The sequence below is a fragment of the Streptomyces sp. NBC_01264 genome (genome assembly GCF_026340675.1).
In the GTDB taxonomy this organism is placed as follows: domain Bacteria; phylum Actinomycetota; class Actinomycetes; order Streptomycetales; family Streptomycetaceae; genus Streptomyces.
In genome coordinates this window covers 976,546-999,030 of the sequence record NZ_JAPEOX010000001.1, presented here as the reverse complement: position 1 = coordinate 999,030, position 22,485 = coordinate 976,546, and the positions used below count along the sequence as shown (strand labels likewise).

General features: G+C 70.7%; 16 protein-coding genes and 1 pseudogene. 10 read left to right on the top strand and 7 right to left on the bottom strand.

Going from position 1 to position 22,485, the window contains the following annotated elements:
- Positions 1-36: 36 nt before the first annotated feature.
- Positions 37-2,088, bottom strand: coding sequence for an RICIN domain-containing protein (locus OG435_RS04490; RefSeq protein ID WP_266875412.1), 2,052 nt, complete (start codon positions 2,086-2,088; stop codon positions 37-39).
- 431 nt (positions 2,089-2,519) lie between these two features.
- Here OG435_RS04490 and OG435_RS04485 point away from each other — a divergent pair, with 431 nt between their 5' ends.
- Entirely contained in the window at positions 2,520-2,807 is a 288-nt protein-coding gene (locus OG435_RS04485) for a hypothetical protein (RefSeq protein ID WP_266875411.1), read from the top strand.
- Between the two features lie 120 nt (positions 2,808-2,927).
- Here OG435_RS04485 and OG435_RS04480 read toward each other — a convergent pair whose 3' ends face one another.
- Entirely contained in the window at positions 2,928-3,461 is a 534-nt protein-coding gene (locus tag OG435_RS04480; RefSeq protein ID WP_266875409.1) for a hypothetical protein, read from the bottom strand.
- A gap of 244 nt (positions 3,462-3,705) precedes the next feature.
- Here OG435_RS04480 and OG435_RS04475 point away from each other — a divergent pair, with 244 nt between their 5' ends.
- On the top strand, positions 3,706-4,290 hold the full coding sequence (locus OG435_RS04475) for an HD domain-containing protein (RefSeq protein ID WP_266881527.1): 585 nt from the start codon (positions 3,706-3,708) through the stop codon (positions 4,288-4,290).
- Positions 4,291-4,584: 294 nt separating this feature from the next.
- Here OG435_RS04475 and OG435_RS04470 read toward each other — a convergent pair whose 3' ends face one another.
- The 5 genes and pseudogenes from OG435_RS04470 to OG435_RS04450 form a co-directional block, all read right to left on the bottom strand.
- Complete coding sequence (locus tag OG435_RS04470) at positions 4,585-5,355, bottom strand: CAP domain-containing protein (protein ID WP_266875407.1); 771 nt, start codon at positions 5,353-5,355, stop codon at positions 4,585-4,587.
- A gap of 491 nt (positions 5,356-5,846) precedes the next feature.
- A complete protein-coding gene (locus tag OG435_RS04465; protein WP_266875405.1) occupies positions 5,847-7,079 on the bottom strand; it encodes an alpha/beta hydrolase in 1,233 nt (410 codons plus the stop codon).
- Positions 7,061-8,239 carry a serine hydrolase domain-containing protein gene (locus OG435_RS04460; protein WP_266875403.1) on the bottom strand — a complete coding sequence of 393 codons (1,179 nt, stop codon included), beginning with the start codon at positions 8,237-8,239 and terminating at the stop codon, positions 7,061-7,063. Before OG435_RS04460 ends, OG435_RS04465 begins: the two co-directional genes overlap by 19 nt.
- Positions 8,240-8,336: 97 nt before the next feature.
- The gene (locus tag OG435_RS04455) at positions 8,337-8,807 is read right to left on the bottom strand and encodes an RICIN domain-containing protein (RefSeq protein ID WP_266875401.1); all 471 of its coding nucleotides are present in this window, start codon (positions 8,805-8,807) and stop codon (positions 8,337-8,339) included.
- A 22-nt stretch (positions 8,808-8,829) separates the two neighbouring features.
- A pseudogene (locus OG435_RS04450) lies at positions 8,830-9,813 on the bottom strand (hypothetical protein); the annotation flags it as partial.
- Between the two features lie 963 nt (positions 9,814-10,776).
- Here OG435_RS04450 and OG435_RS04445 point away from each other — a divergent pair.
- The 8 genes from OG435_RS04445 to OG435_RS04410 all read left to right on the top strand — a co-directional run bounded on the left by OG435_RS04445 (position 10,777) and on the right by OG435_RS04410 (position 22,454).
- Positions 10,777-11,754, top strand: coding sequence for an alpha/beta hydrolase-fold protein (locus tag OG435_RS04445; protein ID WP_266875399.1), 978 nt, complete (start codon positions 10,777-10,779; stop codon positions 11,752-11,754).
- A 14-nt stretch (positions 11,755-11,768) separates the two neighbouring features.
- Positions 11,769-13,319 (top strand): peptidoglycan DD-metalloendopeptidase family protein, encoded by a 1,551-nt coding sequence (locus OG435_RS04440; protein WP_266875398.1) that lies wholly within the window; start codon positions 11,769-11,771, stop codon positions 13,317-13,319.
- An 11-nt stretch (positions 13,320-13,330) separates the two neighbouring features.
- A complete protein-coding gene (locus tag OG435_RS04435; RefSeq protein WP_266875394.1) occupies positions 13,331-14,803 on the top strand; it encodes a hypothetical protein in 1,473 nt (490 codons plus the stop codon).
- Positions 14,804-14,829: 26 nt separating this feature from the next.
- Complete coding sequence (locus OG435_RS04430; RefSeq protein ID WP_266875393.1) at positions 14,830-16,857, top strand: family 43 glycosylhydrolase; 2,028 nt, start codon at positions 14,830-14,832, stop codon at positions 16,855-16,857.
- A 476-nt stretch (positions 16,858-17,333) separates the two neighbouring features.
- The gene (locus OG435_RS04425; protein WP_266875392.1) at positions 17,334-18,143 is read left to right on the top strand and encodes a serine/threonine protein kinase; all 810 of its coding nucleotides are present in this window, start codon (positions 17,334-17,336) and stop codon (positions 18,141-18,143) included.
- Complete coding sequence (locus OG435_RS04420; protein ID WP_266875391.1) at positions 18,140-19,579, top strand: serine/threonine-protein kinase; 1,440 nt, start codon at positions 18,140-18,142, stop codon at positions 19,577-19,579. Before OG435_RS04425 ends, OG435_RS04420 begins: the two co-directional genes overlap by 4 nt.
- A gap of 190 nt (positions 19,580-19,769) precedes the next feature.
- Positions 19,770-20,945, top strand: a complete 1,176-nt coding sequence (locus tag OG435_RS04415) for a hypothetical protein (RefSeq protein ID WP_266875390.1) — start codon at positions 19,770-19,772, stop codon at positions 20,943-20,945.
- A 129-nt stretch (positions 20,946-21,074) separates the two neighbouring features.
- The gene (locus tag OG435_RS04410) at positions 21,075-22,454 is read left to right on the top strand and encodes a serine hydrolase domain-containing protein (RefSeq protein WP_266875389.1); all 1,380 of its coding nucleotides are present in this window, start codon (positions 21,075-21,077) and stop codon (positions 22,452-22,454) included.
- The last annotated feature ends 31 nt before the right edge of the window (positions 22,455-22,485 follow it).

Sequence of the window (22,485 nt, the reverse complement as noted above, 5' to 3'; positions counted from 1 at the left end):
GCCGTCCACCGGAGGGGACTTCAGGGGATGCCGGGGTCAGCCGGCCTTCTGCACGGTCCAGACCTGCGGGGCACGGCCGTCGGTGCGCTGGAGGTCCAGCAGCCAGTTGCCGTAGTAGGGACGGCTGCTCACGGTCAGCGCGAAGCCGCCGCTCGGGTCGGTGACGCTCACCGCGCCACCGCGGGTGGTCAGCTTCCAGCTCTGCGCAGCGGCGCGACCGCAGGGCTGCTGCACGATCCACATGCCCGCGGCGGGAGTACCGCCCGGCTGCAGGCACTTGCCGGAGACCGCGGAGCGGATGCGGACCAGTCCGCCGCCCGCGTCGTCGAAGTACCACTGCTGCTGCGCGTACCCGTTGGAGCGCGCCCCGACGAGCACGGTGCCGTCGGCGGCGCGCCCGCCCCACACCTCGGCGGCCATGCCGGTGCTGCCGTTCCCGAGCAGGTACCGGGTCCCGGGGGTGGTCGCGCCACCGCCCGTGCCCTTCGTACGGAAGGACGCGGCCTTGCCGGCTCCGCTGTCCCGGCCGGCGCTGTCGCGGACGGAGACGGCGACCGTGTAGGAGGTGTCGGGCCGGAGGTTGTAGACGCGCAGCACCGGGGACTGGACCCAGCCCAGGTGCTTGCCGTTCAGCAGGACCTGGTACCAGGCCGCCCCCTCGACCTTGGGCCAGCTCGCGACGGCGGAGTCCGACTGAATCTGACCAACCGTCACAGCCGGTCCGCCCGTGGGCTTCTTGGTCGGGCCGGGCGTCGGCTTCTTGGTCGGCGAGGGGCTCGGCCGCGGGTTCGGACCGGGGTCGGTGCCACCGCCGCCCTTGTTCTTCATCAGGAACTGGTTGTCGGCGATGTTCCAGTGCGTGGCCAGGTAGCTGCCGGCCTTGGGGCTGGTGTGGAAGTAGTCGTCGTGGTTGCAGTCCAGGATGTTCTCGGAGGCCTTGTTGGTGCAGATGTTGCGCATCTGCGGGTAGTACGGGGTGTCCGAGTAGCACATGACGTCGAACTCGTCGGTGCAGTGCGCGCCGCGGCTGGTGTTCGGGGCGCTGTTGTTGACCGCGCCCAGGTTGTGGCCGAGTTCGTGCGCCGCGGTGTGGCCGCCCCAGCAGCCGGAGTCCGTACGTCCGTAGGAGGGACCGAAGTTGCTGATGTTGGCCTGGCCGGGCCGCTCGTCGCCGTTGAAGGTTCCTATGCCGCAGTAGACCTGGGTGTCCGCGAAGATCATGTACTTGCGGTCGCGACGGTCGAGCCCCTTGCCGGCGAGCGCGGCGTTGGTCGCGCTGAACTCCGCGAGCGCGGAGTCCGGGAGCTCGATGTTGAGCACGGTCGGGGTGCAGTCGGCGGCCGTCACGTAGCGGATGTGCCGGACCCCGCCGGTCTCCTGGGCGCTGGCGGCATAGATGAGGTCGGCGTCGGCCGCCCATTTGCGGAACGAGGCCACGTAGGCGGAGTAGCGGTCGCGGCCAGGGCCGTGGACGTACACGACCTGCACGCGGTTGCCCGTGCTGCCGTCTCCGTCGCACTGGACGGTCTGGCCCGCGGGGCCGGCGGCGACGGCCTGGCCGGTGGCCGAGGGCGCGGGCGCCGCGGACTTGTCGGCGGCGCGGTCGGCGTCGGCCGCGGGCGCGTCCTGGGGGCGCCCGCCGCCTTCTCCGGCCGCCGGGTCTGCGGCGGGCCGGGCCGGATCGGCCGCCGGCGCCGAGGCCTTGACGGCGGGTGCGACGTCCTTCGATATGTCGACGCCCTTGGGCGGGGCGTCGGGACCGTGGGTGCACAGACCCGCGCCCGTCCGGTAGACGCCGGCACACCGGTCGCCCTTCGGCGCGGGGGCGAGCCCGTCGTAGACCATGCCGCGCGCCTTTTCGTTGGCGGGCGCGGCCGCGAGGGGTTGGGGCTCCTGGTCCCGGGCGGGCGCGGCGGCCGGTGCGGAGGCCTCCGCACCGGCCTGTACGGATACGGCCTGGGCTCCGTCGCCCAGTCCGGAGTAGGCGATGCCGGCGGCGATCACCGCGGCCGAGGCCATCGCGGCGGTGAGGAGCATCAACCGCCGCGGCTTGCGGCGGTGTTCACGACGCCTGCGTCGTTCTGTCATGGGCACCTCAAGTGAACGTCGGATGAGTGGGTGCGCGGAAGCCTGCCAGACGAATGCGGCAGAAAATTCGGACAAACGGGGGAGCGGTTCGAGAAATCGTTCCGTTACCTGTCCGTTGGATCTGATGAACACTCAACAAGCAATAAAGCAAGGTGAGTTACGCGCGTCACGTGGTATTGGTCCAGGCCTTATCCGGGGTAGTCGTTATCTAATCGAGATAACAAGTGGGGTCCTGTTGACGGGAATTCAGTCAAGGATTCACCTAATTACTACCTGTCGAATTCCCTTGGTCACGACCCGTGAGGAAGGGGCGCCGGCCGCCTCGGCGGAACACCGGCTCGTTGTTCCCGGCATGAGGCGGGGTGATCTGACGAATGCGCAGTGGGCCGGTTGGAGAACCACTTGCCGGCGTCGGGGCAGCGTGGCGGCCGGTGGAGCGATCCTTCACCTCCGTGCGCCACATCGACGGGCTCCGCTACCACTTCGAACGCGACGGCGAGCGCTACGGACGCCCCGCCTACCGCCGAACGGACGGGAACGTGTGGTGTGTCTGGTCGCCGACCGGCGGCTGGCACTGCGAGATCGCCGACGGCCTCGTCACCGTTCATCCCCTCAACAGCCACGCTGATGAACCCGAACCCCCGGCCACCGTCTGGCGCAGCTTCAAGAGCGACCGCTCCTACCTCTACGACCTCCGGCCCCTCGACCCCGAAGCGTGATCCGCCGGACAGTGGCTGGCGGCGGTTACATCGCCGCGGAGCGGCTCACGGGGCGCCATCGGTTGATTCGGGGATGTTGCCGCAGAGTCGCGGTGCGCATTCGGCCTTGTGGTCCCGGCCTCACTGGGAGGTGTCTCGCTCGATGGAGCGGACCCGGTGGACGAGTCGCAGCTGCTCCTTCCGGAGCAATGTCGAGGGCAATGCCGTGAAGGTCTCAGGGAGTACGGCGACCATGGAGCCGACCTGCTCTCCGTCGGACATCTGCAGCAGCATGGTGCACTGCCACCAATCGATCTCGCCACCCTCAGAGTTCGGAGTTCCGGGCCAGTAGTAGTTCGCCGGATCCGGAAGCAGATAGTGGACGCCGTCGGGGGCGAGATGGGCCCGGAGCCACGATCCGCCACCGCCCAGGCCGAGCCGCAGCCGTCGGGCCTCGTCGTTCACGGCGCAGACCGCTTCGGTGTCGAGGCCTTGAGAACGTTCGCTGCCGCGGGGAGCGGCTGCCGCCCGGCGGGGGCCTTGACCGGCCAGCGTCTGAGCGGAGGGCCCACCCGTTGCCGCGGCGTCATCGGCGACGGGGCCCTGCGGGATGGTGGCAGCGGTGGGGGTGGCGTCCAGCTTCGCCCCGTCTGCTCGATGTGGCGCAGCATCCATGAACGGGCTTCCGGTCCGGCGGTGTTCCACGCCCAGCTCATCGGCCGTTCGGTCATGCTCCTCATACCGATCCACCCTCTCATGCTGATCCACCCTCGATGCCGCCCTCGGAGGTCACTGCCTCTGCCTCGGGCAGAGCTGCCACGACGTCCAGGAACACCGGGCGGTGGGCACCGGCGGTCCAGTGCGGGCGGGCCCGGAAGTGTCGGCGTCGGTCGGGCGCGGTCAGTACCTTGACGCGGTGATGACCAACGTCGCCTTGTCGAGGGCCATGAGCTGCATAGTCGACCCGCCACTCCGCGCGCTGCCCGAGCGCGTCGCGGAGCTTCTGATCGAGCTGGGGAGTCCGCCACGGTTGGCTGCCCACCTGCGGGCCGTCCACGATGTCGCGCACCAACTCGTCGACTGGATGGAGGAGCGTTACGCCGCGGTGCTCTTCGATCGCGAGGCGGTGCTCTTCGGGGCCGCGACACATGACATCGGGAAGAGCGTGCACGTCGCTGAGCTCTCCGGGCCAGGATCGGCGCACGAGCAGGCTGGACGGGCTCTTCTGCTTGCCCATGGTGTCAGCCCTGAACTCGCCCGCTTCGCCGCGACCCATGCGTCGTGGACGGCGTCGGTCGGTTCGGAGGACCTCCTGGTGAGCCTCGCCGACAAGATCTGGAAGAACAAGCGCGTGTCCGACCTGGAGGATCTGGTCGTTGCGCGGCTGGCCGCAGCGACCGGCCGGCCCGCATGGGAGGAGTTCATCGCACTCGACGAACTCCTTTCCCGCATCGGCGAAGGCGCCGACGACCGCCTGGCGTTCCAGTCGTCCTTTCAGCCCTGACCGGACGGGCGCCGGCTGCTGATCCGGCAGGCCAGTCCTTCGAGGAACTCTTGAAGACTGGCTGCGGCAAGGTCGAACTGATCGAACCAAGAGGCGGTGGCCGACCTCCACACCCCCCGGAGCCTCGCCGGCGTTCGGCAGCCGTCCGGCGCCAGGGCGGCGCCGAGGGCCATGCCGTACCGGTCGACCGGTAGGTCTCCGAGCTGCGGGGGTTCGCCCGGCTGACTCGCTGCCGTAGGGGTTCACCGGGGCCGGGCCGCCCCCCAGCCTCCTGCCCGGCGATCCGTGATCGGGTCAGCGGGTGGCGCCGAAGTCCTGTGTCCAGTACTGGCCGGGCTGCGCGAGGCCGATGCCGATCTCCTTGACGTTGCAGTCGAGGATGTTCCGCTTGTGGCCCGGGCTGTTCATCCAGCCCTCCATGACCTTGGCGGCGGTGGGGTAGCCGTACGCGACGTTCTCGGCGTACGTGCGCCACTGGTAGCCGGCCCGGGTGATCCGCTGGCCCGGGTCGGATCCGTCGGAGCCGGTGTGGGACATGTTCGAGTGGGCGGCCATGTCCTCACTGTGGTCCTGAGCTGCCTTCGTGAGCTTCTCGTTCACGGTGAGTACGGGGCACCCGACCGCGGCGCGCTCCTTGTTGACGAGCGCGAGAACCTCGGCCACGGCACCGGCGGGCGCCGCGGAGTCCGAGGGCCCGGGGGCTGCGGTCGGCGCGACGGGCGGCTCGGTGGCCGGTTCGGCGGGGGGCTCCACCGGTTCCACCGGCTCCGCCGGCTGCTGCGCCTCGCTCGGCGCGGGAGGCGCGTACTCGACGGGCTGCTGGACGGGCGGCTGCTCGACGATCTCGGCGGGGGCGTCGGCCTGGACCGGGGCCTCCGCGGGCTGCTGCGCACCGGGGTCGCCGTGCCAGGGGCGGCTGTCCCGCTCGGCCACGACGGACCGTGTCGGGCCGGTTCCCTGCGGGTCGAGGCAGGCCATGGCCGTGGCGGGTACGGCCACGAGGGCCAGTGCCCCGACAGCGACGGCTATTTTCCTGTGGTGCGTCTTCTTACGGTGCTTCTTCATGCGGGACCTCACTCGGTGATCGCGAAGCTCCCGGCGCCGGACCGCGAAGGCGCCGGAGGAATCGCCATTCTTAGAAGCCCTCCCGCGGCCTGGCAAGCCGCCGCCGATCGGGCGCGCGGGGTGTTCGGGACCGGGCTTGAAACGGCCGGAAGATCGTGCATCTCCGCGGCGCGGCCACTGCGGAGCCCACCCGGCCTGCCGCCAGAACGCGTCCCTGCCAGCCCTGTTGGAGCCGACCGAAAGGGAGCTTCGAATTCCGTTTCCGGCGGAGTGAGGCATGTCAATGCCAAACAGGGACATGCGGTGAAATGTCCCGAGCCATTGGATCTCCGCGGAGGGCCTCAAGGCGACATGCGGGCCGTGACGCATGTCACGGCCCGCAGGGGGAACCGGACGGCATTCCGGAAAGACGCGCCGCCCGCCCGGATGCCAGTTGATCAAGCGGACCACTGTACGTGCACGAGAGCCCGAGGTGGGGACGAGCGGGTGCCTCAGCCCGCCTGGGCGAACTCGTTCGCCAGGCGGGGGATGTAGTCGGCGAGGGCGGGGGCCCAGCAGCCGTAGGAGTGGTCGCCCTTGCAGGTGGGCGACAGGGCGGAGCCGTTGCCGTAGTTGACGAAGCGGTTCGGGATGCCCAGGTGGTTCAGGCGGTTCGCGACGTTGGTGGAGGCGACCGCCGTCTTGCCGTCGATCAGCCCCTGGTTTCCGGTGTAGAGGGTGACCCCGGTGCCGGCGAGCTTGCCCAGATTGGCGAGCGAGGCGGGGTTGGCCTCGTTCCATTTCCGGTCGTTGAAGATCGCGTACGGCGAGCCGAAGATCGCGTCGCTGTCCACCACCGGTCCGTAGCCGGTGCAGTCGCCGGTACCCGAGGTGGTGGAGGCGCACCAGGCGCCGGTCAGGTTGAGCTCCGTGGCCAGCACCGCGGCACGGACCTCCCACAGGCCGAAGTCGATGCCCCCGGACAGGGAGGCGACGCGCCCGAACAGGTCGGGGCGGGCCTGGGCGTAGTGCAGGGCCCCGAAGCCGCCCATGGACAGGCCGACGACCGCACGATGGCCGCGGTCGGGCTGGGTCCGCAGGTTGGCGTCGATGAAGGGGACCACCTGCAGGAGGTGGAAGGTCTCCCAGTTGGCGGCGCCCTCGGCGGTGTTCTGCATGTGCCAGTTCGCGTACCAGCCCTTCAGACCGCCGTCCGGTACGACGGTGATCATCCGGTCGTCCCGCAGGGCCGGGGCCGCGGCGGCGTCGTTCACCGTGCCGCCACCCCCGTGCAGGAAGTACGTCACCGGCCAGCGCTTGCCGGGCTCGGCGTAGTAGCCGCTCGGCAGGAAGACGCGTACCTTGTGCCGGCCGGAGAGCTGCGGCGTGGTGACGGTGAGGGTGAAGTCGGTCTCCGAGCGTACCTCGGTGGCTCCGGCGACCTGGGTCAGACCCTGCCCGTCGGTGAAGGCCGGGATCGTGGGTACATCGGCGACGCCGACGGCGTGAGCCGCGGAGCCGGTGAGGGCCGTCGCCGCGACCGCCGCCGCGGCGGCGGCGGTCAGCGCGGTGGCCCGTATCGCGGCGCGGAAGCCGGTCGTGCGGGTGAGCAGGGATCGCACGGTGGTTCCCCCTTCCGTGAGGCTGGTCTTGCAGCGGGACAAGGGCATGGTCAGGGGCTGGGCCAGGGCCAGGGCCAGGGCCAGGGCCAAGGCCAGGGCCAGGGTCAGGACGGCGTCTCGCACAGGGCGCTGGTCAGGGTCTTGTACATCTGCGCGCCGGGGATGTTCGTGGCGAGATGCGCGTTGGTCACGACGGAGGCGTGACGTCCGTCCTCGGTCACGAGCGTCTGCGAGTAGTAGCCCGGGACGGCTCCGTCGTGTCCCCAGGCCGTGCCGCCGCAGGGCAGGGCGAACTTCAGCATCCCGAGGCCGTAGCCGTTCCCCGAGCCCGGCTGCCCGAGCTCGAAGGTCTTCTCCATCTCGGCGAGGTTCGCGGGCGAGAGCGCCGTACCGTCGACGATCGCCTGGTAGAAGGCGGTCATGTCCCGGAGCGTGGAGAGGACGGCGCCGGACCCGTAGAAGGTGGACGGTTCGAACGCCGTCCCGTCCAGCCAGAAGAAGAACGAGCCGATCCGGGTGCCCCGGTAGCCGTGGATCGCCGGGCTCGGCACGGCGCGGTCCGTGGGGGCGGGGAAGCGGGTGTGGGCCAGGCCGAGCGGCTGGATCACCTGCTGGGTGACGGCCTGGTGTAGGGGCAGGCCGGTGATCTTCTCGATCAGCATGCCGAGGATCTCGTAGTTGGTGTTCGAGTACTGGAAGGCGGCGCCGGGCTGGGAGGCCGGGGCGAAGCGCAGCCCGTCCTTCACCAGGGCCGCGAGGGTGTACGAGCCGTCCGGGCGGGCCTGCGCGAGCGGGAGGCCGTTCACCGGTATGCCGCTGGTGTGCTGGAGGAGGTGCCGGATCGTGATCCGGTTCCCGTCGTGGCCGTTCACGGAGACCACACCGGGCAGGTGCTGCTCGATGGGGTCGTCGAGGCCGATCCCGTTGGCCTCCGCGAGCTTCAGTACGGCGACGGCGGTGAAGGTCTTCGACTGGCTCCCGACGCGGTAGTACTCGTCCGGGCCGATCGGATCGTTGGTGTTGATGGTGGCCGTGCCGGTGGAGAGGTTCCACGAGGCGTCGCGGGTCCCCGCGTACACGCCCGCCCCGGGACCGCCGCCCGCCTTGAGCTCGTTCAGGGCCGCGAGCGTGGCGGCATGGTCCGCGGTAGCCCGGGCCGGGGTCCGCGCCTGGGTCTGTGCCTGCGCCTGGTTCCGCGCCTGTGCGGCCGTGGGCACCGCCAGGAGGGCTCCGGCCACACCGAGGACGAGCGAGAACCGTAGCGCGGTGAGCTTCAACTTCATCGAACCTGCTCCTCATGGAGGGAATCGTCTGCCGGACGTACCGGCCTTGCTGGAATCGCCGGAAGGGGATGGGCTTCGACGTGCGTCGCCACCGGTCTCAGGACCAGCTCTGGTACGGAAGGCTGTTGCACGTCCAGGTACGGAGGCCCTGGGAGCTGTCGTCGATGCAGCGCGAGGTGTGCTGGTTCTGGAAGCGGACGGTGCCGTCGCCCCAGACCTGGACCCACCAGCTCTGCTCCGGGCTGGAGTTGCAGGCCGCGGTGTGGAAGCTGCTGTTGGTGTTCTCGATGCAGCGGCCGGTGTTGATGTTCATCAACTGGCGCGTCCCGTCACCCCAGACGCGCACGCTCCACCGCTGCGGATTCGAGCCGTTGCAGCTCCAGGCGCGGAAGCCGTTGCTGGTGTCGTCCAGGCACAGACCCGTGGCCTGGTTCTGGAAGGACTGGACGGCGTCGTACGTCGTCGCCCGGCCGGCGGGGCCGGAGGCGGCGGCCGGAGCGCCGGTCGCCGGGGTGAGGGGGGCGAGGGCAAGGGCCCCGCCGAGCAGGAGCGTTGTCGTGACGCGCATGTGATCCGTCGTCTCCTTCGTGTCAGCTGATCGCGGGGCCGGGGCCGTTGAGCCACGCCCACTGGGCCCAGTCGGTGAAGCCGGTCTGCCAGGTGTGGTAGACGCCCGCACGGCTGGTCCCGAAGACCTCCATGCGGCCGTCGGCGTTGGTTGCGGCGGTGATGTCCGTGCCGCCGGTGCCGATGGTGACCCAGTCACTGAACGGTGCGTTGATCCCGGTCTGCCAGGCGTGGACGGCGATCTCACCGCTGATGGCGAAGACCTCCACCCGGCCGTCTGCGGTGCGTTCGCTGGTGAGCTTCGCGTTGGCCGGTCCGCCGGTTCTCACCCAGCCTGACCAGGAGGTCGGGCTTTCCTGGTACCGGTGGAAGATCGCCTCCGGCCCGGAGGCGAAGACCTCGAGGCGCCCGTCGGCATTGTGGTCCACCGTCAGATCCTGGCCGCCGCCTCCGAAGTGTTCCCACGCGGACCAACCACCGTTGGGGGCGAGCTGGTACTGGTGCTCGAAGACCTTGCCGTTGAGAGCGAATGCCTCGAGGCGCCCATCGGGGGACTTCTCCATTTCCAGACGGGCGTCGACGGGACCGCCACCGGTGAACTCCCAGCCCGACCAGCCGGCGTTCGGCGCGGTCTGGTAGCGGTGGTACACGCCCTTCGGTCCGGAGGCGAAGACCTCGATGCGGCCGTCGGCATTCGTTCCGGCGGCGATGTACCGACCACCGGTGCCGAATCCCTGCCAGCCGGACCAGTCCCCGGACGGGCCGGTCTGATAGATGTGCTCGGCCACGTCGCCGTTGATCGCCAGCAGCTCGAGGCGGCCGTCGGCGTTGGGCACGATCGCCATCTGCGCGTTCCGCGGACCGCCGAGCGGCCGCCAGGCCGACCAGTTGCCGTTCACCTCGTTCTGCCAGGCGTGGTGCACCCCGTCAGCTCCGGCCGCGAAGGTCTCCAGCCGGCCGTCGGCCGATCGTGCCGACACCACGCGGCCCGTCTCGGCCGGGCTGACCGCGTGAGCGGAAGGAGCCTCGGCAACCCTCTTGTAGCGGTACGGAGCGGCGGTGAACTGGCCGCCGCTGGTGGTGTAGTTGATCGGCCGCTCATATCTGACGGACCCCGCCCCGCCCATCTCCTCCATGGTGAAGAAGCGGGTGTGCGCTTGGTCCAGCCGGCGAACAACACGACATGCCCCGCGTCGCCGCCGGTTCCCGGCCCGAGGGTGCCGACGGCGTCACCGGGCCGCAGATCCTCCCAGGCGATCGGGTCCAGGAACTCGGAGAGGGTGACCGTACTGGGAGACGAGGGCAGGTGCAGTGCCATGGAGACGAAGCCCGAGCAGTCGGTGCGGAAGCGCCTGCCTTCCAGGTCCGGGTAGGAGTCGCCCTGGTTGTAGTAGACGTTCAGATCCACCCAGTGCTGGGCACGGAGAAGGATCTCGTCGCGGGTGATCGGGCCGCCCACGTCCGACTGGATGCGCTGGGCGGAGCGGAGGCCGACGCCGATTCCGGCGGCACTGGCCCCGGATCCCGTCGCGAGGACGCCTGCGCCGGCGAGAGACATCGCAGCCGAAAACCCACCGGCGGCTCTGAAAAGCGCTCTGCGGGAGGGATGGTGTGCGCTCACAACGGGCTCCTGGTCGGTAGCGGTACGAGGCACTTGCGGAAGAGGGGGACCCGCCGTGGTCGCGCCGGGTCACGGTGTGACAGCGCCGAAAGCTACCGAGAGGGACACGGCCCGGGGATCCGGAGAATTACGGATGGTCACCCGCAGCCCCTCCCGCTAGGACGCGGCGAACTTCATCCGCACATCCATGAGTTGCCTTCGCGGCGGACGACCTAGACGACACGGGCCGGTTCTGTCAGTCCGGAAGGTTCCGGGTACTCCTCCCGGGCCGGGATCGCTAACTTCCAAACCGCCGGTGCCGCTGGGGCGGCAGCCCGGTCACCAGCCAGCCCGCCCACAGGAGGTCACCTTGACCACGCAGGACCCCACCCGCAGGAGCATCCTCAAGTCCGCCGGCGGGCTCACCGCCGCGGTGGCCCTCGGAGCCGGCGGCGTTCTCGCGTCGGCGTCGTCGTCGGCGGCCGCCGACGACCTGCGCGTCACGGAACGCAACGAGCAGGATCACCGGATGTGGTACTACCGGTTCCAGACCTCCGCCATCGGCGGCTGGACCCCGGCCGTCAACGTGCTGCTCCCCGACGGCTACCACACCAGCGGGCGCCGCTACCCCGTCCTCTACCTGCTCCACGGTGGCCTGGAGGACTTCATCACCTTCGACCGGTTCCACGACATCCGGGGTCTGACCGCCTGGAAGGACCTCATCGTCGTGATGCCTGACGGCGGGCGCGCCGGCTGGTACTCCAACGCGGTGAGCTCCAACATCGGCGCCCGCAACTGGGAGCACTTCCACATCGGCCAGCTGATCCCGTGGATCGACGCGAACTTCCGCACCTACGCCGAGTACGACGGCCGCGCCGTCTCCGGGTTCTCCATGGGCGGCTTCGGCGCCCTGAAGTACGCGGCCAAGTACTGGGGCCACTTCGCCTCGGTCAGCGCCCACTCCGGTCCGGCCAATCTGCGCGGCGGCAACGGTGACCTGGTCACCCACTGGGCCAACGCCTCCTCCGCAGCGGTGGAACTCAACGGCGGCAGCGTCTACGGCGTGCCCTTCTGGGACCAGGCCCGGGTCAGCGCGGACAACCCGTGCGAGCGCATCGAGAGCTACCGGAACAAGCGGATCTTCCTGGTCGCCGGCACCAGCCCCGAGGACATCCAGGGGTACGCCAACGAGAAACTGGTGCTCGCCACCCAGCGGGAGTTCAAGTGGAACCTCGACCGCGTGGGCATCCCCTACGAGCAGCATGAGGTGGACGGCGGCCACTACGTCCGCCGGAACCTGCTGCAGGACGACATCAACGGAGTCATCGACCGCCTGCGCAAGGCGTGACGGGGAGACCTCGCATGATGTCCGTCCTTTCCCGATCCCAGTCCGGGCGGGTGCTCGGGCTTCTTCTCGCACTGACCGTGATCCTCGGACCGGGGCTCGCCGTCGCCTCACCGGCCGGGGCGCAGACCGCCTCCTCCCCGGTCCCGGCCCGGACCGCCGGGTTCGCAGCCGCCTGTCCGACCGCCGGTGACATCACCCAGTACTACAGCTGGGAGCACAACGGCATCGACATCGCCAACGACCGCGGCACCCCGATCTACGCGGTCGGCGACGGTCAGGTGACCATCTCGGGATACGAACCCGGCTACGGCCAGTGGATCCGCATCCTGCACCCCGACGGCACCATCACCGAGTACGGCCACATGTACCAGCGGGACGTCCAGCAGGGCGACCGCGTGAGCGCCGGGCAGCGGATCGCGCTGATGGGCAGCGAGGGCCAGTCCAGCGGGCCCCATCTCCACCTTCGGGTATGGGGGAACGCGGGCGCGTCCGTGCGTGTGGACCCGATTCCCTACCTGGCGGAACGCGGCATCGACATGCCCTGCGTCCCCGGCGGCCATCCCGGTCCGGCGCCGTTGGTGTATCCGGCGGAGTCGGGTCGTGTGGTGTCGGCGCGGTCGGTGGACGGGCGTCTCGAGGTGTTCGCGGCGGGTGCGGACGGTGTGCATCACGCCTGGCAGGAGAGCGCCAACGGTGCTTGGTCCGCGTGGGAGTTCATCGCCGGGCCGAGGGGTGCGGAGTTGGCGATCGGGCCGAACGCCGACGGGCGTCTCGAGGTGTTCGCGATCAACGGGCAGTTCCTTCAGCACCGTTACCAGAACCAGCCCTCGGGTGGCTGGTCGGACTGGGAGAACTTCGGCGAGGGCGGCCGTGACATCGCCGTGGGTTCCAATGGCGACGGGCGGCTCGAGGTCTTCGCCTCCGGCCCCCAGGCCGTGTTCCACCGGTTCCAGACGGCCGCCAACGGTGGCTGGTCGGGCTGGGAAGGGACCGGTGGTGGTCCGGGGGAGAGCCGTGTCGAGTTGGCGAAGGCGCCGGACGGCCGCCTTGAGGTCTTCGCTCTGAACGGTGAGGTCTTCCGGCATCTGTACCAGGAGTCCGTGAATGGTCGTTGGTCCTCCTGGGAGGACTTCGGCATCGGCGGTCGTGACGTGACGGTCGATCACAACCTGGACGGCCGGCTCGAGGTGTTCGCCTCCGGGCCCGTCGGGGTCTTCCACCGGTACCAGACCGGTCCGTCGAGTTGGTCGGGCTGGGAGGAGACCGGCGGTCTCGCGAACGCGCAGTTGACGAGTCAGCGCGCCGTGGACGGCCGGGTCGAGGTGTTCGCCCTCAACGGCAGCGATGCCCAGCACATGTGGCAGACCGGGGTGAACAGCCCGTACCACGCGTGGGAGTCCTTCGGCGGCGGCGGTACGGAGATCACTGCCGTGGCCAATGCCGACGGTCGGATCGAGGTCTTCGGGACCAATCCCACCGGGGTCTACCACAGCTGGCAGACCGATTACTCCACCTGGTCCCAGTGGGGCTGGCTCAAGGACACCGCCGGACCGGCGATCAACTGAGGAGAAGGCAGATGAGAGCCACACGGCGCGCTCGAAGAGCGCCCCACCGCGTCATCCTGGCCGCGTTCGCCTCCCTGTGCGTGGCGGCGGGAATCATGGCGGGCGCCACACAGCCGGCCTCCGCCGCCGTCGGGAGCGACCTGTGTGCGGAGGTCGGGTACAACGCCGGCTTCCGGGGCGAGGGCCTGGTCACCGCGGTCGCTGTCGCCCTGGCGGAGTCCAGCTGCAACCCGCAGGCGTACAACGTCACGAACAACAAGCCCCCGTCCACCGACCGCGGTCTGTGGCAGATCAACGACTACTGGCATTCCGAAGTCAGCGACGCCTGTGCCTACGACGCGCAGTGCAATGCGAACGAGACCTTCCGGATAGCCTCCGGGGGCAGGGACTGGAGCCCTTGGTCCACCTACAACCAGAACCACCATCTGCGGCACATGGACACGGCGCGCGCCGCCGTGGACCGTCTTGGCCACCCCGGGCCCGGTCCCGCGCCGCTCGTGTATCCGGCGGAGTCGGGTCGTGTGGTGTCGGCGCGGTCGGTGGACGGGCGTCTCGAGGTGTTCGCGGCCGGGGCCGACGGTGTGCATCACGCCTGGCAGGAGAACATCAACGGCACGTGGTCGGCCTGGGAGTTCATCGCGGGACCCAAGGGAGCGGAGCTGGCGATCGGGCCGAATGCCGACGGCCGACTCGAGATGTTCGCGATCAACGGCCAGTTCCTTCAGCACCGTTACCAGAACCAGCCCTCGGGCGGTTGGTCGGGCTGGGAGAACTTCGGTGAGGGTGGCCGTGATGTCGCTGTCGGTTCCAATGGTGACGGGCGGCTCGAGGTCTTCGCTTCCGGTCCGGAGAACGTGTTCCACCGGTTCCAGACGGCGGCCAACGGCGGCTGGTCGGGCTGGGAAGGGACAGGCGCCGGTCCGGGGAAGAGCCGTATCGAGATGGAGAAGGCGCCGGACGGCCGGCTCGAGGTGTTCGCCCTGAACGGTGAGGTCTTCCGGCATCTGTACCAGGAGTCCGTGAATGGTCGTTGGTCCTCCTGGCAGGACTTCGGCATCGGTGGTCACGATCTGACGGTCGACCACAATCAGGACGGCCGGCTCGAGGTGTTCGCCTCCGGGCCCGTCGGGGTCTTCCACCGGTACCAGACCGGTCCCACGAGTTGGTCCGGCTGGGAGGAGACCGGCGGTCTCGCGAACGCGCAGTTGACGAGTCAGCGCGCCGTGGACGGCCGGGTCGAGGTGTTCGCCCTCAACGGGAGCGATGCCCAGCACATGTGGCAGACCGGAGTGAACGCGCCCTACCACCCCTGGGAGTCCTTCGGTGGCGGTGGCACGGAGATCACTGCCGTGGCCAATGCCGACGGTCGGATCGAGGTCTTCGGGACCAATCCCACCGGGGTCTACCACCGCTGGCAGACCGACTTCTCGGCCTGGTCCCAGTGGGGCTGGCTCAAGGACACCGCCGGACCGGCGATCAACTGACGGCAACGTTGCTCTGGAGCCCTCTCGTGCGTCACATCAGCAGGCGCGACCTGCTGCGCGCGGCCGGAGCGGGAGCCCTCGGGCTCCCGCTCGCGGGCCGTGCCGCGGCAGCGGCCTCCGTCCCGGGTCCGGCGTCCCAGTGGGTGGGCGCCGGTTCCTTCACCCACGTCTACGACCCCTCCGTGCCAGGCCGGCGCCGCTACCTCAACGACCACACCCTGGTCCGGGCGAACGGCCGGTGGCACCTGTTCGGCATCGTCGGGGACGGCGCGGCACCCGGCGAGGCACCGGACAGTGCCGCGGAGGTCTCCTTCGCGCACGCCTCGGCGCCCGCCCCGTACGGCCCTTGGACCACCCACGCCGACGCGCTGACCGTCGACCCGGATTACCACGGCGAGGAGCACCTGTGGGCCCCGCATGTCATCGAGGCCGGCGGCAGGTTCTGGATGTTCTACGCGGGCGGCGGCGCGAGCGGCGCCGCGATCAGCCTCGCCACCTCGGACGACCTGTTCACCTGGACGCGCGAGCCGTCCGGCCCGCTGTTCCGCGGGATCGTGGCCCGCGACCCGATGGTGCTGCGGGCCGGCGGCGAGTGGGTCATGTACTACACGGAACTCTCGGGCCCGGGCGGCCGGCACGTCGTGGCCCACCGGCGCTCCGCCGACCTGGTGCACTGGAGCGAGCCGGGCGTCGCGTTCACCGACGCGACCACGGACGCGACCGTCTCGGTCACCGAGTCGCCGTACGTCGTCGAACGGGACGGCTGGTACTACCTGTTCATCGTTCCGAGGGGCGGCTACGAAGGTACGGACGTGCTGGCGTCCCGGGATCCCTTCCGCTTCGACCTCGCCGGGTACGCGGGCCACGTGGCCGGTCACGCCGTGGAGGTGATCGCCTACGGGGAGGACTGGTACGTCAGCGCCGCGGGCTGGTTCCGCCAGGGGCTGCGGGTGGCGCCCCTCCGGTGGCGGGAGACGCCACCGCCGTGGCAGAGCCCGGACAACCCGGTGGCCGGACTCGACGCCGCCGGCCGCCTCACGGTGTTCGCGCTCGACGCCTCCGACCACTCGATGCTCCGGCGCGTCCAGCTCGACCCGGACACCGACACCTGGTCGCCGTGGGAGACGTTCGGCGGGCCGGCCGGTGCGGTGCCCGCGCTCGGCCGCAACGCCGGCGGCACGCTCGAGGTGTTCTCGCTCGCCCCGGAGGGAGCCAACCTCCACCACCGGGCCCAGCGGCCGGACGGCGGCTGGTACGACTGGGAGGAGTTCGGTGGGCCGGCCGGAGCCGCCCCCGCCGTGGCCCGTGGCGCCGACGGCAGGCTGGAGGCGTTCGCCCTGAGCCCCGGCGGCGCGTCCGTCGCCCGGCGGCGGCAGGCGGCGCCGGGATCCCGGGCCTGGGACCCGTGGGAGGCGGGCTTCGGCGGCGCCGCGGGCGCGCCACCGGTGGTCGCGGCCCATGCCGACGGCCGGCTCGAGGTCTTCGCCCTCGCTCCCGGCGGCGCCGGGATCTTCCACCGGTGGCAGCAGACCCCGGGCGGCGCCTGGACCCCCGCGTGGCAGCGCTTCGGCACCGCGTCCGGCGCCGCGCCGCGCGTGGCCGGGGACGGCAGCGGCCGGCTCACCGTCGCCGCGATCGGACCGTCGGGCGTGGGAACCTTCGGCCGTCGGCAGTCCGTACCGAGCGGAGGCTGGGACGAGTGGCTGCCGTTGTTCGGCTGGAGCGCCGCCGCCCCGGCGTTCGCCGTCAACGCGGACGGTCGCCTCGAGGCGTTCTCGCTGACGCCCGACGGCGCCCGGCTCGGCCACCGCTGGCAGACCGTCCCCGGCGGAAGCTGGGCTTCCGGAGGGGAGTTCGGGGAGCCCGGGATCAGGCTCGCGGCCACGCCGGCCGTCGCCTGCGATGCCACCGGGCGCACGCACGTCTTCGCCGTCACCACCGACGGCAGGATGCGCACCCGCGTCCAGGACCGGCCGAGCGGCGGGTGGCGGCCATGGGCGGCCTTCGGCGACCGGACGGTCGCACCCGTCGTATCGGGCCGTCCCGCACGCTGAACCCGGAGTGCGGATCGCGCCACGCGAAAGGGGGGAACGGGCGGTTCCGCGGGTCGGTGGCCCCCCGGACACGGTGACCTTCCCCACCCCGGCAGGTCCCGTACGCGACGTCCGCGACCGGGGGCGCGAGGGCCGGTCCCGCACGGCCGCCACCCGGTGGCGGTAGGCCGCGCACGCGCGCCGCGGCACGACAACTTCCCCCGAACCGCGCGGCAGAGAGCCGAAAACGACACCGAACCGCCGTCGCCGGACGAGGGCCGGAACGACCGGGGGACACCGGGGGAACCACCCGCGAGGAGAGGATCGAGGAGCCTCCCGGCAAGGGGCTCGGAGAGCCTCCCGGGGCAGCAGATGCGGGCTGTCCGACCCGGCGGGCCGTCCCGGCCGAAGTGGCTGAACTGCGCCGATGAACTCCCTTGAGAGATGAGTATTGTTCCACTCGTCGGTCCGGCACGACGCGTGGAACGGGGGGAGCGGTGAGCGGGGTAGTCGTCCACATGCCGCAGGGGTGCAGTGGCGCCGAAGGCGGCGAACCGTACGGCGAGGCGGTGACGTTACGGCTCGGACCGGGCGAAGTCGCCCGCTTCGGACGCGGATCCGCGAAGATCCCCGTGGAGCTCCGCCTCGCCGACGCGGCGATCTCCCGGCTCGCGGGGGAGATCCGCGTGGCCGACGACCACTGGCAGCTGACGAACCACAGCACCACCCACAGCTACCTCGTGGAGAACCCGGAGGGCGCCGGGGAGTACCTGAGGGTCCCGCCCCGCCGGGTCGGGGCACCCGTCCCGTTCGAGTTCTCGCGCGTCGTGCTGCCCACCCGCAGCGACGTCCCCGTCTCCTTCCAGGTATTCGCTCCCGATCACGTCTACCTCGACCCGGACGCCATGGGTGCCCCCTTGGGGCGCCTCACGGTCACCGCGTACTCGCTGGACGAGACGGCCACCTACTTCCTCGTGCTCCTCGCGCTCTGCGAACCGCGCCTGCGCGACCAGTCCCGCGTCGCGGTCCCCACCACGCCCCAGATCGTCGAACGGCTCAGGAGCCACGTCGTCTGCGCCACCCTGACCGCGCGAGCGGTCAGCTCGCACATCGACTACCTCGCCGAGGAGAAGCTGCGCATCGGCGCCTCGGACCCGCGCGAACCCGGCAAGGGCGACCGCCGCAACGGGAAGCGGGAGGAGATCGTCGGGCTCGCCCTGCGGTTCGGGCTCGTGCGCGAGGAGCACCTGATGCTGCTGCCACCCCTGACGGGGGCCGGCGGGCGGGAGCGGCAGACCGCGCGATGACGACGCCCCACACCCTGCACGACATCTCGGAATGCGACGGTACGGACCTGCTCCCGCCCGGCCACCGGGTGCGGGGCTGGACGATCACCGACCTGATCGGGGCCGGAGGCTGGTCCACGGTCTACGCCGCACGTTCCGTCGACCGGTACCCGGTCCGGACCGGCCGGGCCCCCGCGCACCCGACCGCGGCATCCGCCGACGTGGCGCTCAAAATCATGCCGACCGCCGGGTACGCCCCGCGCCAGACGCGCAGGATCGTGGAGTCCGCCCGCCGGGAGGTCGAGCTGGGACGCAGGGCCGGGCACGCGCGGCTGATCCGGCTCCTGGACTCCTTCGTCCTGGAGGCACCGGACCGCCCCGCCCTGGACGGCGCGATCGTGCTGGTCATGGAGCGGGCCGCGGGCAGCCTGCGGGAACTCCTGGATGCCGGGGTGGCCGAGGCCGACCGCGCCCGGCTGATCACGGGGATCTGCGAGGGACTCGCGCACCTCCACCGGTCGGGCTGGGTCCACGCCGACCTCAAGCCGGAGAACGTCCTGCTGGACGGCAGCGGCTGCGTGAAGCTCTCGGACTTCGGGCTCGCCACCCAGATGACGGGAACGCACGGGTACGCGCCTCCCATGGGCACCTTGGACTACCTTCCGCCCGAGCGCTGGCGGGCACCCCTCGGGGAGCTGGGCGTGAAGGTCCGCCCGAGTGCCGACATCTGGGCCCTGGGCATCATCATCCACGAGGTGTTCGGCTCCGGGGCCTCCCCGTTCTCCGGCGCCACGCCCATGGCGCGCGGCGCCGCCGTCCAGGAGTACGGCGAAGGGCGCGCGCCGCTGCGCATGGACCAGGCCGTGCCGCCGTTCTGGCGCGAGCTCGCCGCCGACTGCCTCGCACCGACCCATTCGGCGCGTGCCCCGCACACCGCCGAGAGCCTGCTCGCCCGCATCACCGCCGAACGGGAGGTGCGGGGGAGGGGCGCGGGACGGCTGTGGAGCCGGGCCCGCGCCGCGATCCTCACCACCGCGTTCTGCGGGATCGCCGGTACGACCCTGTGGTCGGACGCGGCACGGGCGGGCTCCTCCGCGCTGGACGCCCTGGAGGGCGCTGCGGCCGGCACGATCCGGGTCTTCAACGCGGAGAAGGGCTGCCAGGAGCGGGCCGACCGGGATCCGCAGTGCAGTCTGGGCCTGGCGATCGACCCGATGCGCCAGTACACCGCGGACAACGTCGTAGCGTCCCGGGTGTGGCACGGCGACGTCCTCGCGGTCGACTGCCAGTTGCCCGACGGCCGGGCCATCATCGACGAGGCGGACCAGCAGTCCACCCGGTGGTTCCACGTCCGCCTCCCGGCCGGCTCCACACCCGCCACGGCGTGGCTCCCCGCCGTGCGCACGAAGGACCGCCCGGCGCTGCGAGGCTGCCCGCACCCCGCGACCGGTCGCTGACGCTCCCTTCAGCCCGACAGCGCGGACACGCCCGAATCCTCGAAGAAGGCGCCATCGCACAAAAGAACTAATGGACAAGCCGAAGTATCCCAAGCATTTGCCCGGTGTGTCCCGAAAAGGATGAATGTTGAGCTGATGTAAACAATGATCGGATCGCTCTCCGGCGCCTCCCCATAAAAGGAGTCAGACCATGAGGCCACTGCGCCGCCACCGCCAGGCTGCCACCCTGCTCGCCGCGCCCGCGTTCGCCCTCACGTTCGGCGGCCTGGCAGCCACCCCCGCTCACGCCGCCACCACCGATGTGGCCTGTTCCCCCGCCGCCCTCATCCAGGCCATCACCACCGCCAACAGCACCCCCACCACGTCCGACACCCTCAATCTCGCCCGCGACTGCACCTACGGCTACGCCGAGCAGGTCGCCGGACCCGGCCGGTCCGCGCTTCCGCAGATCACCAGCCCGATCGTCATCAACGGGCGCGACGCCACCATCGCCCGGGACGACGACACCGGCAACGAATTCCGCTTCTTCAACCTCCCCCCCACCACCGGCGGGAACCTGACCCTCCGGGACGTCACCCTCACCAATGCCGAAATCGGAGGAGGGGGCCAGGGCGGGGCCATCCAGCTGGGATTCGGCACCGTCGTCTCCCTGAGCAACACCCGCCTCACCGGGAACACCTCCAGCAACGGAGGCGGCGCCATCCACAACAGCAACGGAACCCTCCGCGTCGAAGGTTCCTACTTCAAGGGCAACAACACCGAAGCCGGCCACGGCGGTGCCATCCTGAGCAGCGGCGCCACGCGCGTGGACCTCAGCGTCTTCACCAACAACTCCACCGGCTCCGTCAGCGGTGGAAACGGCGGAGCCATCTCGCACACCAGCATCTCCGCGCCCTTCGCCCTGACCTCGAGCATCCTCACCGGCAACGAGGCGAAAGGCCTGGGTGGCGCCCTCTACAACAACAGTTCCTCCGCGACCGTCTCCGACAGCCAGATCCGCAGCAACGACGCCAGAACCGGCGGGGGCATCGCCAACTTCGGCGGGCTCACCATCAACATGCTCACCACCATCCGTGGCAACACCGGGGCCTTCTCCGGTGGCGGCATCTACAACTTCGGCACGCTCAACACCCGCAACACCGTCATCGACAGGAACGCGGCCACCCAGGGAACCGGCGGTGGCCTTCACAACCAGGGCGACGCGACGCTCACCGACTCCCGCGTCACGCGCAATACCGCGGCCCACGCCCCCGGCGGCGTCCACAACGAAGGCGGAAGCATCACCCTCAACCACACCACCATCGAGAACAGCAACCCCGGCAACTGCGATCCCGCAAACCCCGCTGTCACCGGCTGTACCCAATAGGTCCACGCACGCCCAAGAGCTGCGGGAAGATCCAACTTCCCGCCCGCGGCCCTTCCCTTGTCGACCGGACCTGCGTAGTTTCGCCCCGCCGGGCAGCACCGCCCGGCGGTATCGACACGGGGGAGAGCGATGAGAGGCATACGCGGAACACGCACCACACGGGGCCGCCTCGCGGTGGCCGCCGCGACCGTGCTGGCCGTGGCCATGGGCCTGCCGGCCACGCCGGCCGCCGCACACGACAGCCACGAACCCCTGCTCGCCGCCCTGCGCGCCGAGGCGGGGACCGCCGTCGGCGGCGACGGGATCCCCGGGGTGATCGCCCGCACCTACAAGGACGGGGTCTCCTGGACCGGCACCGGAGCCACGGACGCGGGAACACCCGAACGCAATCCGGACAGCCCCTTCCGGGCCGCCTCGATCACCAAGATCTTCACCGCGACGACCGTGCTCCAGCTCGTCGCCGAGGGCAAGGTCAGCCTCGACGACGACGTGTTCGGCCTGCTGGGCCCGGTCCTGAAGACCAACCTCGTCGCGGGCTGCAACCCGAGCACCGGGCAGTGCTTCAACCCGCCGCCCGGCAGCCCGCCCATCACCGTACGGAACCTGCTCCAGCACTCCAGCGGCGTCTTCAACTACCTCGGCGACCTGGGGGTGCTGGCGAGCGCCGGCAGCAGCTTCCCCAACCTGCCCGACTACTCCGCCCAGCAGCTCGTCGACGAAGGCGCCTCCCACGGACCGCAGTTCGCGCCGGGCGCCGGGATGCACTACAGCAACACCAACTACGTCCTGCTCGGCATGGTCATCGAGCGGGTGACCGGTCACCCGTGGGCCGACGAGGTCACCCGCCGGGTCATCCAGCCGCTCGGCCTCACCCACACCGTGCTCCCCGGATCCACGGCCACCCTGCCGACGCCCCACGACCAGTTCTTCACGAACTACCTCCGGCCGCGAGGGCTGTTCGGCCACCTCTCCCGTCCGGCCGCCGACTGGAACCCGTCCATCGGCGGCGCGGCCGGAGCCGTCGTGTCCACCAGCGGTGACCTGATCACCTTCATCCGCGCCCTGCTCGCCGGGCAACTCCTGCCCCCGGCGCAGCTCGCGCAGATGATGACCGACCTGAACTCCACCGGGGCCGGACCCTCCGGATCCCAACTCCCCGGCGTCCCCTGCGACCCGGCCCGGGCCTGGCCCGAGTGCATCGTCAACCCGGCCATCAGTACGGTCAGTTCGGGTGACAAGGCCACGCCCGGCTACTGGTACGCGAGTCGCCCCTGGAAGGCCGTCCAGGCCGACTACGGACTCGGGCTCACCCGCCGCACGATCACCTGCGCGAACGGCTCCACGGTCGTCCTGTACGGGCACAACGGCGGCGGATTCGGCTCGCTGAGCTACCTCTACTCCACGGCGGACGGCAGCCACGCCCTCGTGCTCAACATGAACGGCGACTGGCCGCTCTGGGAGCTGTACAGCCTGAACGGCATGCTGGCGGCCGAATTCTGCACCACCTGACGGCGTCCGGCGGCCGTCGGAGAGACACCTG